Annotated in this window: 15 protein-coding genes; 3 read left to right on the top strand and 12 right to left on the bottom strand. The window is 42.4% G+C overall.

What is annotated here, in order from left to right:
- Positions 1–25: 25 nt before the first annotated feature.
- From rnhC to recD2, 3 genes are all read left to right on the top strand, one after another.
- Entirely contained in the window at positions 26–907 is an 882-nt protein-coding gene (gene rnhC / locus FJN11_RS01560; RefSeq protein WP_140223891.1) for a ribonuclease HIII, read from the top strand.
- Positions 908–910: 3 nt separating this feature from the next.
- Complete coding sequence (gene lepB, locus FJN11_RS01555) at positions 911–1,525, top strand: signal peptidase I (protein ID WP_049493020.1); 615 nt, start codon at positions 911–913, stop codon at positions 1,523–1,525.
- 279 nt (positions 1,526–1,804) lie between these two features.
- Positions 1,805–4,171, top strand: a complete 2,367-nt coding sequence (recD2, locus tag FJN11_RS01550) for an SF1B family DNA helicase RecD2 (RefSeq protein ID WP_140223890.1) — start codon at positions 1,805–1,807, stop codon at positions 4,169–4,171.
- 47 nt (positions 4,172–4,218) lie between these two features.
- Here the strand turns inward: recD2 and tig are convergent, their stop codons facing one another.
- The 12 genes from tig to FJN11_RS01485 form a co-directional block, all read right to left on the bottom strand.
- Entirely contained in the window at positions 4,219–5,502 is a 1,284-nt protein-coding gene (gene tig / locus FJN11_RS01545; RefSeq protein ID WP_004263255.1) for a trigger factor, read from the bottom strand.
- A 92-nt stretch (positions 5,503–5,594) separates the two neighbouring features.
- Entirely contained in the window at positions 5,595–6,251 is a 657-nt protein-coding gene (locus tag FJN11_RS01540) for a DNA alkylation repair protein (RefSeq protein WP_140223889.1), read from the bottom strand.
- The gene (locus FJN11_RS01535; protein ID WP_064276650.1) at positions 6,252–6,884 is read right to left on the bottom strand and encodes a response regulator transcription factor; all 633 of its coding nucleotides are present in this window, start codon (positions 6,882–6,884) and stop codon (positions 6,252–6,254) included.
- 13 nt (positions 6,885–6,897) lie between these two features.
- Positions 6,898–7,893 (bottom strand): envelope stress sensor histidine kinase LiaS, encoded by a 996-nt coding sequence (locus FJN11_RS01530; protein WP_140223888.1) that lies wholly within the window; start codon positions 7,891–7,893, stop codon positions 6,898–6,900.
- Entirely contained in the window at positions 7,890–8,588 is a 699-nt protein-coding gene (liaF, locus tag FJN11_RS01525) for a cell wall-active antibiotics response protein LiaF (protein ID WP_140223887.1), read from the bottom strand. The genes FJN11_RS01530 and liaF overlap by 4 nt, the downstream gene beginning before the upstream one ends.
- Positions 8,589–8,665: 77 nt before the next feature.
- Positions 8,666–9,676: a type 2 isopentenyl-diphosphate Delta-isomerase gene (gene fni, locus FJN11_RS01520; protein WP_125430655.1), complete on the bottom strand. Its 1,011-nt coding sequence runs from the start codon at positions 9,674–9,676 to the stop codon at positions 8,666–8,668.
- Positions 9,660–10,667: a phosphomevalonate kinase gene (locus FJN11_RS01515; protein WP_140223886.1), complete on the bottom strand. Its 1,008-nt coding sequence runs from the start codon at positions 10,665–10,667 to the stop codon at positions 9,660–9,662. The genes fni and FJN11_RS01515 overlap by 17 nt, the downstream gene beginning before the upstream one ends.
- Positions 10,654–11,607, bottom strand: a complete 954-nt coding sequence (gene mvaD, locus FJN11_RS01510) for a diphosphomevalonate decarboxylase (RefSeq protein WP_140223885.1) — start codon at positions 11,605–11,607, stop codon at positions 10,654–10,656. The genes FJN11_RS01515 and mvaD overlap by 14 nt, the downstream gene beginning before the upstream one ends.
- Complete coding sequence (mvk, locus tag FJN11_RS01505; protein WP_140223884.1) at positions 11,589–12,467, bottom strand: mevalonate kinase; 879 nt, start codon at positions 12,465–12,467, stop codon at positions 11,589–11,591. Before mvk ends, mvaD begins: the two co-directional genes overlap by 19 nt.
- A gap of 274 nt (positions 12,468–12,741) precedes the next feature.
- A complete protein-coding gene (gene cbpC / locus FJN11_RS01495; protein ID WP_140223883.1) occupies positions 12,742–13,761 on the bottom strand; it encodes a choline-binding protein CbpC in 1,020 nt (339 codons plus the stop codon).
- A 17-nt stretch (positions 13,762–13,778) separates the two neighbouring features.
- Positions 13,779–14,789: a choline-binding protein CbpJ gene (gene cbpJ / locus FJN11_RS01490; RefSeq protein WP_140223882.1), complete on the bottom strand. Its 1,011-nt coding sequence runs from the start codon at positions 14,787–14,789 to the stop codon at positions 13,779–13,781.
- Positions 14,790–14,888: 99 nt separating this feature from the next.
- A complete protein-coding gene (locus FJN11_RS01485) occupies positions 14,889–15,578 on the bottom strand; it encodes a response regulator transcription factor (RefSeq protein WP_140223881.1) in 690 nt (229 codons plus the stop codon).
- Positions 15,579–15,580 lie beyond the last annotated feature (2 nt).

Genomic DNA, 15,580 nt, shown 5'->3' with positions numbered 1-15,580 from the left:
CTGCTTTTGTGGTACAATAGAAACTATGGCAAGTATTACACTCACACCAAGCGAAAAGGAGATTCAGGCTTTTCTTGAACACTATCAAACCAGTCTGGCTCCCAGTAAAAATCCCTATATCCGCTACTTTTTGCGACTACCTCAAGCAACGGCTTCTATCTATACTTCTGGAAAGGTCTTGCTTCAAGGGGAAGGAGCTGAGAAATATGCTAGTTTCTTTGGCTATCAAGTTGTAGAGGAAACCAGGGGACAAAATTTCCCTTTAATTGGGACAGATGAGGTTGGAAATGGTTCCTACTTTGGTGGGCTTGCAGTTGTGGCTTCCTTTGTCACGCCTGACCAGCATGCCTTCTTGCGAAAACTCGGTGTGGGGGATTCTAAAACTCTGACTGATCAAAAGATCCGTCAGATTGCCCCTATCCTCAAAGAAAAAATCCAGCACCAGGCACTCCTTCTCTCACCAAGCAAGTACAACGAGGTCATCGGAGACCGCTACAACGCTGTTTCTGTTAAGGTAGCCCTCCATAACCAGGCTATCTATCTCCTCCTTCAGAAAGGTGTTCAGCCTGAGAAAATTGTGATTGATGCCTTTACCAGTGCTAAAAATTATGACAAGTACTTGGCACAAGAGGCCAATCGTTTCAGCAATCCTATCAGCTTAGAAGAAAAGGCTGAAGGCAAATACTTGGCTGTCGCAGTTTCTTCTATCATTGCACGTGATCTCTTTCTAGAAAATCTTGAAAATCTGGGACGAGAGCTGGGCTATCAACTTCCAAGTGGAGCTGGAACGGCTTCTGATAAGGTGGCTAGCCAGATTTTGCAAGCCTATGGTATGCAAGGACTCAATTTCTGCGCCAAACTGCACTTTAAAAATACTGAAAAAGCGAAAAAACGCCTAGAAAGGTAAGTTATGAATTCATTTAAAAATTTCTTAAAAGAGTGGGGATTGTTCCTTCTAATTCTGTCATTACTAGCTTTAAGTCGTATCTTTTTTTGGAGCAATGTCCGCGTAGAAGGGCATTCTATGGATCCTACCCTAGCGGATGGCGAAATTCTCTTTGTCGTTAAGCACCTCCCTATTGACCGTTTTGATATCGTGGTTGCCCATGAAGAAGATGGCAATAAGGACATCGTCAAACGTGTCATCGGAATGCCTGGCGACACCATCCGTTACGAAAACGATAAACTTTACATAAATGACAAAGAGACAGACGAGCCTTACCTAGCTGACTACATCAAACGCTTCAAGGAGGACAAACTCCAAAGCACATACTCAGGCAAGGGATTTGAAGGAAATAAAGGAACTTTCTTTAGAAGTATTGCTGAAAAAGCCCAAGCCTTCACAGTTGATGTCAACTACAATACCAACTTTAGCTTTACTGTTCCAGAAGGAGAATACCTTCTCCTCGGAGACGACCGCTTGGTTTCGAGCGACAGCCGTCACGTAGGTACCTTCAAAGCAAAAGATATCACAGGGGAAGCTAAATTCCGCTTCTGGCCAATCACCCGTATCGGAACATTTTAAGAGACCTAAGAGGCCGAGAATCAAGAATCTCAGCCTCTTCTTCTATCGTGAGACGATGATTATTCACTACCCAGTTTGATTAAGATAGAAACAAAGTTATACTCAATGAAAATCAAAGAGCAAACTAGGAAGCTAGCCGCAGGTTGCTCAAAGCACTGCTTTGAGGTTGTAGATAGAACTGACGAAGTCAGTAACATATATACGGCAAGGCGAAGCTGACGTGGTTTGAAGAGATTTTCGAAGAGTATTAACTCTCACCTATTCATGCAAAGGAATTTTATGGAATTTTATTTTTCAGGAACCATTGAACGGATTATTTTTGAAAATCCCAGCAATTTTTATCGCATCCTCCTCCTAGAAATTGACGATACGGACGCAGAGGATTTTGATGATTTTGAAATCATTGTCACGGGTACCATGGCTGACGTGATTGAGGGAGAAGACTATACTTTTTGGGGACAAATTGTCCAGCACTCCAAGTATGGGAAGCAACTGCAAATCAGCCGGTATGAACGCGCAAAACCAACTAGTAAAGGGCTGGTTAAGTACTTTTCAAGTAGCCATTTCAAGGGAATTGGTCTCAAGACAGCTCAGAAAATTGTGGATACCTATGGCGACAATACCATTGACGAAATTCTGCAACACCCAGAAAAGCTAGGAAGCATCGCAGGACTATCTGCCAAAAATCGCGAGGCTTTCGTCTCCACTCTCCGTCTCAACTACGGAACCGAGATGGTTTTGTCCAAACTGGCCAACTACGGCATTCCCAACAAACTAGCCTTTCAAATTCAAGACTTTTACAAGGAAGAAACCCTTGATGTGGTTGAAAATTATCCCTACCAACTGGTTGAGGATATCAAGGGTTTGGGCTTTACCATTGCTGACCAATTAGCGGAGGAACTAGGCATCGAAAGTCAGGCTCCTGAACGCTTTCGTGCCGGTCTAGTTCACAGTCTTTTTCAGGCCTGTATGGGAACAGGGGACACCTATGTTGAAGCACGGGATTTGCTGGAACAAACCCTTACTCTCCTTGAATCTTCCCGTCCCGTGGAACTGGATCCTAGCCAAGTAGCCCAAGAACTCTCCTACCTGATCGAAGAAGACAAGGTTCAGCAGATTGATACAAAAATCTTTGATAACAGCCTCTTTTTCGCTGAGGAAGGCATCCGCAGTCACTTGGTTCGTATCCTTGAAAAAGGAAAACAGAAGAGCCATGATTTAGAAACTATTCAAAAGCATATCACTACTGTCGAGGAAGAACTGGGAATTGAGTATGATAACATTCAAAAACAAGCTATTTGTGATGCTATCCAGAACAAGGTCTTTATCCTAACAGGTGGACCTGGTACTGGTAAGACAACGGTTATTAATGGTATTATCGCCGTTTATGCTCTTTTAGAAGGACTTGACCTCAGGAAAAAAAGTAACTTACCTATTCTTCTTGCTGCTCCAACTGGACGAGCAGCTCGGCGCATGAATGAATTGACAGGTTTGCCTAGCGCGACCATACACCGACATTTAGGAATGATAGGTGACGATGATACCAGTCATCTGGAAGATTATCTGGATGCTGACTTTATCATCGTGGATGAATTTTCTATGGTGGATACTTGGCTGGCCAATCAACTCTTCTCCAACATCTCTTCTAACAGTAAAATCCTCATCGTGGGCGACAGCGACCAGCTACCATCTGTCAGCCCTGGACAGGTTCTAGCGGATCTGCTTCATATTCCCTTGATTCCTCAGACTCGCTTGGAAAAAATTTACCGACAAAGCGAAGAATCAACCATTGTCACCCTAGCAAGTCAGATTCGACAGGGCATCTTGCCAGCCGATTTCACTCAGAAAAAAGCAGACCGTTCCTACTTTGAAATTGCTAGTGGCCATATTCCTGCTACTATTGAAAAAATCTTAGGCGCTGCCCTCAGAAGTGGTATCCCTGCTCGTGATATTCAGGTTCTGGCCCCCATGTATCGAGGGACGGCAGGGATTGATGCCATCAACCAACTCATGCAAGACCTCCTGAACCCACCACAAAAAGACCAACTCAGTTTTGAAGCTCCCCAGTGCCACTATCGTAAGGGAGATAAGGTCATTCACTTGGTCAACGATGCTGAAATCAATGTCTTTAATGGAGATTTAGGAGCTATCACAGACCTGATTCCTGGTAAATACACCGAATCGAAACAAGACGAGATTGTCATTGATTTTGATGGCAATGAGGTCTCTTACCCACGTAACGAATGGTACAAGATTCGCCTGGCCTATGCCATGAGTATCCATAAGTCTCAGGGAAGTGAGTTTCCTGTTGTTATCCTACCTATCACCAGTGCTAGTAGGCGTATGCTAGAGCGCAATCTCATCTATACAGCCATTACACGCGCCAAAAGCAAACTTATCTTACTAGGCGAATTACAGGCTTTCGACTATGCCACCCAACACATCGGAACTGCCCGAAAAACCTATCTGATTGAACGCTTCAGTGATTTAATTGAAAATGTTGAAGAAAAGCAACAAGCTGTCTCTGAAACAGCCACATCAATCTCCTCTAAACAATCCTACATCCTGACAGAAGAAAACTGGAACAGTATCCCAGCCATGATTGGGATTACAGACGCAGACCTCAAAGAGATTTTTGGAAAATAGTGTACAAGAAAACCCACCAATTCAGGTGGGATTTTTGTTTATTAAGATTATTTAACTGTTGCTGTGCTTGTAATCAATTCAACAGCTTTTTTGATTGTGATATCGTGTTTCAACATATCAGCTGAAAGCAAGCTTTGTACTTGTGCAACTTCCATGTTGTAATCTGCAGCCAATTGCTCGATTTCTTTTTGGATTTCTTCTTCTGAAGCGTCAAATCCTTCAGCTTTCGCAACTGCTTCGATAACAAGGTTAGTCTTAGTACGTGACTCAGCTTCTCCCTCATATTGTTTGTGAAGGTCTTCTTGAGTAGTTCCAGTGATTTGGAAGTACATGTCAGGGTTGATACCTTGACGTTGCAAGTTTCCAAGGAATTCGTTTACTGAACGGTGAACTTCTTCGTGGATCATTTCTTCTGGAAGTTCTACGATTTCAGCGTTTTCTACAGCTTTATCAATTGCTGCACCTTCTACTGCATCTTTGTAAGCTTCTTCTTTAGCAGCAGCCAATTCCTTACGGTATTTTTCTTTCAATTCAGCAAGTGTTTCAACTTCTTCGTCGATGTCTTTTGCAAGCTCATCGTCAAGAGCTGGAACTTCTTTAGCTTTTACTTCGTGGATAGTTGTCACGAATTTAGCTTCTTTACCTGCAAGATCTTCTGCTTGGTAGTCTTCTGGGAATGTTACAACGACATCAACAGTTTCGCCAGCTGAGTGACCTACCAATTGGTCTTCGAAACCAGGGATGAATTGACCTGAACCAAGTCCAAGTGAGAAGTTTTCACCTTTTCCGCCATCAAATTCAACACCGTCGATAGAACCAACGAAGTCGATGACAACAGTGTCGCCGTTTTCAGCAGCAGCTTCCTTGATAACCAATTCAGCCAAGTTGTTGCGTTCACGTTCGATACGCTCTTCAACGTCAGCGTCAGTTACTTCTTTTTCTACATCAACTGATACTTCAAGGTTTTTGTAGTCACCCAATTTTACTTCAGGTTTTGTAACGACTTCAGCAGTGATAACCCAGTCTTGACCTTTTTCCATTGAAGTTACATCAATTTTTGGTTGAGCAACCACTTCAAGACCAGCTTCTTTTACAGCTGCTTCATAAGCATTTGGCAAAAGAGCGTTCATAACGTCTTGGTAAAGTGACTCTTCACCAAATTTTTTGTCGAAGATAGGGCGTGGAAGGTGACCTTTACGGAAACCTGGAACATTAAGAGATTTCTTCACTGAGTTGAAGACACGGTCCAATTCTGGTTTGATTTGGTCTTGAGAGATAGTGAAAGTCAAGACACCACGGTTTGTTTCTTTGTTTTCAAATGATACAGACATTCTGTCATTTCTCCTTAAAATTTTTTAAATACAGTCTATTATAACATAAATGGGCGATTTTTTTCAAGTAATGAATGCGCTTTTCAATCACGCTAGAGGTACTTGCTTGCTTCTTTGATACTAAGGTCAGCCATTCTTTCCTTGTTTTTCTCAATGAAGCCTGCTACCCAAGTTGGATTGGTTTTGGAGTAGTCTCTTAGAGCCCAGCCAATGGCTTTATTGATAAAGAACTCTGCTTGGTTCAAATTATGAAGCAGAATCTTTTCCATTAATTGAACATTGGTCTTCTCTTTTCTTAACAACTGGTGGTCAATAGCGATCCGTCTCAGCCAGATATTATCTGATAGACTCCATTGGAGGATTATTTTTTCCAGTTCCGGCTTGTCATACACCAAACTCCCTACTACTCGATCTAGAATATCTACCGTATCCCACCAAGACTTGGTAACAACCAACTGCTCTAGCTTAGGCAAATCGCTGTCCTTTAGATAAGACTGCATGGCTTTCAAATAATTAGCAGCTACATATTGGTATTCTCTAGGCTCCTTTCTCCAGCAAGTATCTACAAAATCCCAATCGATAATCTTTGTTTTTTTCGCTTCTGGAAAGTATTTTTTATAGAGTTTATTTCTTTCTGGCGCCGCAACTCCTAGGAAGAAAAATTGATGGCGCATATAGGCTTCCATGGGCCCTGCCTTTTTTGAATCTTTTGCCGTTTCTAGCTCAACAAGTAAATCTGTTAGACTCATCTAAAACTCCTCATGCCCCACCAAGTGGTGCTGAAAGGCATAGACTGCAGCCTGGGTACGATCGCTGACCTCAAGTTTGGCTAGGATATTGGACACATGGGTCTTGACCGTCTTGAGAGAGATAAAAAGTTCGTCTGCGATACGCTGATTTTCGTAGCCCTTGGCGATGAGTTGGAGAACATCTCGCTCACGCGCAGTCAGGTCCTCATGTAGTTCTATGTGATTGCGGTGGTATTCGACTTTTTTGCTGACCTCTTGCTCAATTGCCAACTCGCCAGCAGCCACCTTACGGACGGCATGGAGTAGTTCGTCTGCACTAGAAGTCTTAAGCATATAGCCTCTAGCACCAGCATTCAAGACGGGCATGATTTTTTCATTGTCCAAATAAGAGCTCACAATCAAAATCTTGGCTTCAGGCCATTCTTTGAGGATGGCCAAGGTCGCGTCAATTCCATTCATCTCAGGCATGACGATATCCATGACAATGACATCCGGACGCAATTCCAATGCCAAGTCAATCCCCTGAGATCCGTTGGTAGCCTCACCCACAACTTCTACATCATCTTGGAGGTCAAAGTAGCTTTTCAAGCCCAATCGGACCATTTCATGGTCATCAACTAGTAAAATTTTCATCTTTACTCCTTTATCATTCCTTATCGAGCAGGGGAATACGGATATCAACTGCCAGCCCTTGCTTGGGAGCTGTCAGTAACTGAACTGTCCCTGCCATATCTTCAACCCGCTCCTTGATATTGCGGAGTCCATAACTCAAGTCATCTAAACTCCCCAACTGGAAACCAATTCCATTGTCCACTACCTTCAGTTGCAATTCAAAATCCGTCTGATAGAGATAGACATCTAAACAAGATGCCTGGGCATGGCGAAGGGTATTACTGATCAACTCTTGCAGGATACGGAAGATATGCTCCTCGATTTTCTTAGGCAATTTCGTTACATTTTGCTTAAGACTAACTCTGAGATCACTCTTGTCCTCAAGCTCTTTTAAGAGGATTTGGATTCCCTCAACCAGACTCTTTTGCTCCAGTTCAACTGGTCGCAAGTGCAGGAGCAAGACCCGCAAATCCTTCTGGGCAGTTTCTAAAATAGCTGTGACACTCTGCAACTGGATTTGCATCTTTTCTCTATCCAATTTCAAAGCCTGCTGACTGACACCTGACAAAATCATGTGGGCCGCAAACAACTCCTGACTGACTGTATCATGCAAATCCCGAGCAATTCGCTTCCGTTCTTTCTCGATGATTTTCTCTTCCCGAGCAAGACTGTGATTTTCAGCCTTTTGAAGAGCCTCTGTCAAAAGATTAAGTTTACCTGACAAGGACTTGAAACTGGCATCCAAATCTGGATCTGCAACCTGAACCACTTCTTGCCCTGCCAATATACGCTTGAGATTAGCCTGCATTTTTCTTAGAGAAAGCTCTTCGATACCTCTCCAAAACAGGGCTAAGAGAAAGGTCATGGACATGCTGAATACCAACAACAAAAAGACAAATTTTTCTGTTTTTTCGACATCATGCAAGAAAATAGACCAGTCAAAGTCAAGGATTTCCAGCAAACTGTGGGAGAAAAATAAGACAAACAAGATGGAGGTGAGAGCAATCATTACATAAGCTTGTTTTTTCATCCTCTGACCACCTCAACATCCCCAATCATAGTGGTCAAGAAAATCTTGACACTCTTGTTACTCTTAAGATAGTCTCTTGTTTCTTGATGATAGTGTTCATTGCGGAGGGCTCGCTTGGGCTGGTTGAAAAAAGTCAAATCACCATAGAGACAGTTAACGCTGAGACTGACTTCTACATCTACAGGTACGATGATTTTGGTCGTGCCTATCATCTTTCTGAGGATAATGACATTGTCATGATTGGTTAGGATAACTCTCTCCAGATGAATAGTGTCCTTACCCATGAGGCGAAAGAGATTGATATCATCAAACTGGCAAGTCTGGTAACTTGAAAAATGATGAAGATTTCCAAACCAACGATTTTTCTCCTTCTTAACCGTCACAACCTCTTCAAAAACCAAATCGGTCTGTTCTTTTTCCTGGTTCATCATCGGATAAAGAAGAAAGAGGCTGTATATGACCGCAACAAAAATAGCTAGAATAACAAAAGGATTGATCATGACGATGAAAAAGAAGAGAATGCTTGCCACTACTAAAAGAAGATTATTGCCCTCTTTACCAGTGTAATAGCGAATCAAAAGCAAAAAGAGGAATAAAATCAGCAGAAAACGCGAAAAATGCTCTGATACCATTAAAATCAGAGCTCCTGTCAGAAGACAGGCTTCGATAAATAAAAAGATTTTAAATTTTCTCATAGGTTCATCCTCTCCCTTCTATTTTATCACAATTCAAAAAAAGTCACCTCAGTCTAAAGATGGAAAAAAGGCGCTGGTTACGCCTTTTTCATCTGATCATTTGCTTCTTTTAATTTTCCATAAAGAAGATAGTCTACTTTTTGCAGATCTGCTATGGTGGCACAATTAAGAGCACACATAGTCAAGCGTAGATCTGCTTTCCAGCCTTGGACAATGCCAATCACTTCTTCGACTGTGTAGCTTTCAACCAATTCCAGAACTGTTCGAGACAGGCCTACAGCCTTAGCTCCAAAGACCAAACACTTAATCATATCCAGCGGATTCCGAACGCCTCCACTGACCAAGAGTGCAACCTTATCTTTCCATTCTTGGGCATTGAGAAGGGCTTGCATGGTAGACTGGCCCCATTGATTGAGGTAGTCACGTTGACCACTGCGACGGTTTTCAATATAAGCAAAGCTGGTGCCACCACGACCCGATATATCAAAGGCTCGAACCCCCAGTTCATAGGCTCTTTCAATGGTCTTCACATCCATTCCAAAGCCCACTTCCTTGAGTACAATAGGGACGGGGATTTGCTTGCTATAGTCTGCCAGATGCGATTGCCAACATCTGAACTTTCTTTCTCCCTCAGGCATGAGCAATTCCTGCATAACATTGACGTGCACTTGCAGGAGAAGGGGATCCATCTCTTCTACAGTCCGAAGTCCCAACTCAACAGGCTTGTCCAATCCAATATTGGTTCCAAGAAGGAGATTTGGATTGCTAGACTTGACAGAAAAAGAGGCATCTGATGGATCTTTGAGGGCTGCGCTATAAGAGCCCGTTACAAACAAAATCCCACAGGCTTCTGCCACCTGAGCTAGTTTTTGATTGATTTCTTTACCTTTTTCACTCCCACCCGTCATGGCATTGATATAAAAAGGAAAGTCCCACTTACGTCCTGCAAATTCTGTAGACAAATCAATCTCATCCAAGTCGTAAAGGGGCAGGGAAGAATGAATCAACTCCACCTCATCAAAGCTATTATAAGAACTTTTCTGCTCAAGGGCATAGCGGATGTGCTCATCCTTACGATTTGTCGTCATGTCCTATCCTTTCTTGGTATAAGAGCTCAATCCCCAGATCGGCCCAACGGTTTTTTAGGGTTTCAGTTGATTGCTCATCAAAACTCAAGGCAATACCACAATCACCACCACCAGCACCACTACTCTTGGCAACAGCTTGCAAATCTTGACTGGCTTCTTTCAACTGTCTCAGCGAAGGCGTGTAAATATCTGCGTTCAAGCCTTCTAAAAGCTTGCTGGCCACTTCTACTTGCTCGATAATTTTTTCTGATTCCCCATGCTCCAAGGCCTCTACCAAAGAAACCACAGTTTCTTTTGAGGAACTTAAAAAATTCTGATTGATATTTTGCTTGATTTGCTGGACCATGTAACTCGATACAGCCACTTCCTTGGTCCATCCCACTAGGAAATCACAATCTAAAGTTGGTTTCACTTGCGAAATTGAAAAGCCCCAATCACGCTCTAAAACTGTCGCCAAGTTTTCTTCTTTCAACCAAGCAGCCACCTGCTGGCGATCAAATGACTGGTAAAGAACCAATTCCTCTGCCACAATACAGGCAATGTCCCCCATAGAACCATTGTCTCCGCGCTTGAGCAAGACAGCACTGGCCAGCTTGAACAAGAGATCCTGATCAACCGAAAGCTTATACAGAGCTAGCAGATCCTTGATGACCAAAACGACGACGCTACCGCTAGAACCCAGACCAAACTTTTTCCCTTCTCGTTCCATTTTTCCACGGATTTCCAAAGAAAAAGGTCGCAAGGTCTGTCCACGATTGGCGAGGAAATTTTCCACTAAAGCAATCGTTTCTTGAATCAAACTGTAGTCAGGATTTGGTGTCAAATCCACTGCGAAATCAAACATATCTGAGTAGATACGGTAACTATCAGAAAAAGCAATCTCCCCCTTCATATAGATGGGGATGGCCTTTATCAAGGCCAACTGCCCTGGCTCTAAAATAGCATATTCGCCTGCCCAATAGAGTTTTCCGCAAGTTTTAACAGCAATCATCTTGGCTCAAATCCTTTGTTTTTGACACAATCAAACGATAACGTTGACTGAAGATTTCTGATAAATGCTCCAAGTCTTTCTCTTGACAGAGGACTTTGACATTGGGACCAGCATCCATAGTAAAGTAGCAGGCTTCCCCTTGCTCACGAAGCTGGCGGACAAAGTCCATAGCTTCATAGCTTGCATCCGTCAGATAAGAAAAGGCTGGTGATGCTGTTTGGGTCGTAGCGTGCATAGCAAGAGCGTTTTTCTCCGTTAATTCCCCAACCTTGGCAAAGTCATTTTCCTTGAGATAAACCAGCATATCCTGATAGTCTTTCTCAGACTGACGGACCCAGTCATCAAAGGTCGTCGATGTTTCTACACAAAGTTTCATCCCATCACGACTAGAGATTGGTTTTTTCTTGTCTTCTAGCACCAACATAATCATAGCTAGTTTCAAGTCTGTCTCGACAGGGTAAATTTCCCCGCTATCCTTATCCCAGGCTCCTAGCGGTCCATAAAAACTCCGAGAAGAAGATCCTGAGGCAAACTTAGCCTCCTGTGCCAATTGGCTTCTATCCAATCCAAGTTTGAAATAAGCATTACAAGCCTTGACCAAGGCGGACAAACCACTAGAACTTGAGGACAGACCCGCCGCGGTAGGCATATTGTTTTGAGTATCGATACGGACAAAACCCTCACCAGCTGGACGGTAGCGGTCAATAATCTTACTCATCTTGGCATGCTCAGCCTCATTTTGTAGCTGATCATTGATATAAAAGGCATCAGCTGTCGCATCTGTCGGTAGAGATGACAAAGTCGTCTCTGTATACATATTCTCCAAAGTCAGAGAGATACTGCTAGTAGCAGGCACCATCTCCTTTTCTTTTTTCTTTCCCCAGTATTTGATAATGGCAATATTTGCGTAGGAACGTACTGTTACAAGCTCTCGATCCATGTCTGAACAGCTCCTTTCTCTTCTAATCTTTCTGCTAGTTCTTGAGCTTGTGTCAAATCGGCTTCCAAGGCTATGATACAGCCTCCTAGCCCACCACCGCTCATCTTTGCACCCAGAGCACCATGGTTAAGAGCTGTTTCAACCAGATGGTCTGTCTCAGGGCTACTGACACCAATTTCTTTTAGATGTAAATGCGCTTGACTGAGGATTAGTCCTAGTCCTTCAGCATCTTTTCGTGAAATCGCTTCTTCTGCTTGCTGGGTCAATTCTCCCAGGGCATGCAAAAACGGCAGGGCATCCTTGCCCTTGTTTTGAACCACTTGGATGGCTTCACGAGTATGACCATAAACACCCGTATCTGCAATGACCAAATAGGCGGATAAATCCATCTCAAGCTCTGTAAATCCTACGTTCTTAATAAAGCGAATAGGCTGGTCACTGAGACAGGTCTTGGCATCCAAACCACTTGGATTCATATGGGCAATCATCTCCGCCCGATTGACCAAGATTTCTAGCACATCATGAGGCAGGTCGGCTTGATAGTAGTCAAAAACCGCACGAATGGCTGCTATGCTAATAGCAGCTGACGAACCCATTCCCCGCTTCTCAGGGATAGCCGAGTCAATCTCACAGCGAATGCAGGCTTCTTTGATATTCAAATACTCCAGAGAAGCATAAACTGCCATGGACAAGGTATCCTCCTCATAGAGGCGCCAAGGACTTTCAGCAGGAACCACCTTACAAGTCACCTCCACCTCCAAAAGAGGTAAGGAAATAGCAGGATAACCATAAACGACCGCATGCTCCCCTATTAAAATAATCTTACTATGTGCCTGACCGACACCAACTTTTTTTGTCATGTTTTCCTTTTGCTAGACGAAAAAGCCGTCTCATACTCAATGAAAATCAAAAAGCAAACTAGGAAACTAGCCGCAGGTTGCTCAAAACACTGTTTTGAGGTTGTAGATAAGACTGACGAAGTCAGTCACATATATACGGTAAGGCGACGCTGACGTGGTTTGAATTTGATTTTCGAAGAGTATTATTTTTTCCTACAAGTATTTATTCTCTCCTATCTATTTTATTATATTTTCACAAAAAAAGCGATTGTTTCCTTCACAATCGCCTCTTTCATTATTGAACCCATTCGCCATTATAATTGACAGAATAGCCATCTACGGTCGTATTCACTGCTAAAGCACCTGAGCTATAAGCATAGTACCATTTGCCATTGACCTGGAACCAGCCTGTCTTCATATCTCCATTACCTGCATTTAGATAGTACCAAGTTGAACCATCTTGATACCAACCAGTTACCATAGCTCCTGATGAACGGAGATAGTACCACTTGTTACCAAGGTATTGCCAGCCCGTTTTCATATCACCATTTTCAGCATCTAAATAGTACCAAGTTGAGCCTTCTTGATACCAGCCAGTCGCCATAGCTCCTGATGAACGGAGATAGTACCACTTATTGCCAATTTGCTTCCAACCAGTTTGCATAATGCCAGTTTCTGGGTCTAGGTAATACCACGGAGCAGGTTTGCTTCTATCAATGCCAAAAGTAACATGGAAATCTTGAGTCCAACCCTTAGCAACTTCACCAATTGGTAGTGGATTGTAAGAATCATCGCCAGAAATTCCTAGCTTATTTAAATAATACCAATTGCCGTCTTCATAAGTCCAGCCTGTCTTTACAGCATAATTATTATCAAAATAATAAGTTCTCTTTTCAGCAGATGGAGCATATTGTTCACCGTATACTTTTCCTGTATTTTCAGACGTTTTTGCCTCTAGTACTTGTTTATCTGTTTGTTCTAGCAAAGCACCATCTTGTCCAAAATAGTACCACTTCTCCTGAAGGCCAATTTCTAAGACTGGACGATTATTAAATAAATTATCACGATAACCTGTTCCATGAATTTCTACGTATTGCCATCCAACTACCATTTCTCCTTTATCACCAAAATAGTAAGTTTTACCGTCTATTTTATGCCAATAGATTGCTTTATGATCATCTTTTACATAATATTTTCTATTATCCTTATCAACAAATTGGCCACCTGTGGTATCTGCAGATACAGTATTTGTCGCTAGCAAACCAAAGAAAAATGTTGCTAGTGCGACTTGCATCATTTTTTTCAAAAGCTTCATTTGTATCTCCTCCAAGATTAAATCCACTCACCAGATGAAGCAAAGTTATAAACTTTACCATCGATAGTTTGGCTACCTGTAACCATTGCTCCATTTGAATTGAGATAATACCAGTTTCCATTTACTTTTGTCCAACCTGTCTTCATATCTCCATTACTTGCATTTAGGTAGTACCAAGTTGAACCATCTTTCACCCAACCAGTTGCCATAGCTCCTGATGAACGGAGATAGTACCACTTGTTACCAAGATATTGCCAGCCTGTTTTCATATCGCCATTTTCAGCATCTAAATAGTACCAAGTTGAGCCTTCCTGATACCAGCCAGTTGTCATAGCTCCTGATGAACGGAGGTAGTACCACTTATTGCCAATTTGCTTCCAACCAGTTTGCATGATACCAGTTGTTGGATCTAGATAGTACCAAGCTGAACCATCATTTATCCAACCTGTACGTATTTCACCACCAATATAGTTTTCTCCATTAATTTCTGTTTTAGCTAGATAATACCAGTTAGACTGGTCATAAAGCCAACCTGTCTTTAAAGAATGATTTTGATTAAAGTAATAGTTCGTGTAAAAACTCTTCTCTTCTTTATCTTCCGGATTTGTACGTTTTTCCCCATACTTTCTTCCAACGCTGTCTTTAGTTTTAACCTCTAATGCTTCCCAACCAACAAACTCTTGTAGCACTCCATTTTTGTCAAAGTAGTACCATTCTGGCATTGGGGAACCTTCTAATCTTATACCATTAGGATAAGGACCAATTGTACTACCTTTAGATGGAAACGGAATATATTGCCAGCCGACCACCATCTCTCCAGATAAAGGATCAAAATAATAGTACTTCCCATCAATCACTCGCCAGTAGGTTTCTTTTAGGTCCCCCTTCTTGTAGTAGGTTCTACCATTTTCTTGGACAAATTGCCAGCCTTCTGAATCAGCATCATCCGCCAATACTGCACTTGTTGCTAGCAAACCGAAGAAAAAGACTGCTAATGCGATTTGCATCAATTTTTTTATTATTTTCATTAGATCTATCCTCCATAACTGATTATAGCAAAGACCAAACCGCATGTCAATATATAGAAAATCCCTCAAAAAAAGCAGTTACATAACCGCAACTGCTCTCTATTCTTGCATGGTGTAACCAACACCACGAACGGTTTTAATGTAGCTTTTTTGACCTTTTACATCAAGCTTGCTACGTAGATAACGGATATAGACATCCACGATATTGGTTTCGGTCGCACTTTCATACTTCCAGACACTTTCCAACAACTGCTCACGAGTCAGGACTTTCTTGCTTCCCATAAGAGTAGCCAAAAGGTCATACTCACGACGAGTCAGAGCAATCATTTCCTCGCCACGATAAACTGTGTGATGCTCTACATCCATACGCAGATTGCGATAAGACGTTGGAACCTTCATCTGACTACAATGTTGGTCGATAAAGTCCCGACCTCGGAAAATCGCTGAAATACGGGCCACCAAATTGTCAATAATAACTGGCTTATAAATGTAAGAAACCGCAAAGCGTTGGATTGTCTCAATCTGATCTTGCAATTCTTCGCGATGGTCCAAGACCATAATCACTGAGGCTGGCTTAGTCCGACTCAGCTTATCTGCAAAATCCTGGGCTGTCATATCCCCCAGATGGGCATTCAATAAAATCAAGTCATAGTCTGTCTGAAGAGCCATGGAGAGGGCTTTTTTCCCCTCCTCAACCTGATCAACTCGGTATTGCTCTTTTTGGAGTTCCAAACTTAAAAAATGAGCTAGATTTCGTTCTTTCTCAAGTAATAAAATCCGTTTCCCCATGG

The organism is Streptococcus symci, assembly GCF_006385165.1.
Lineage (GTDB): Bacteria > Bacillota > Bacilli > Lactobacillales > Streptococcaceae > Streptococcus > Streptococcus symci.
Note: the sequence above shows the minus strand (reverse complement) of the source record. Positions and strands in the feature narration are given on the sequence as shown.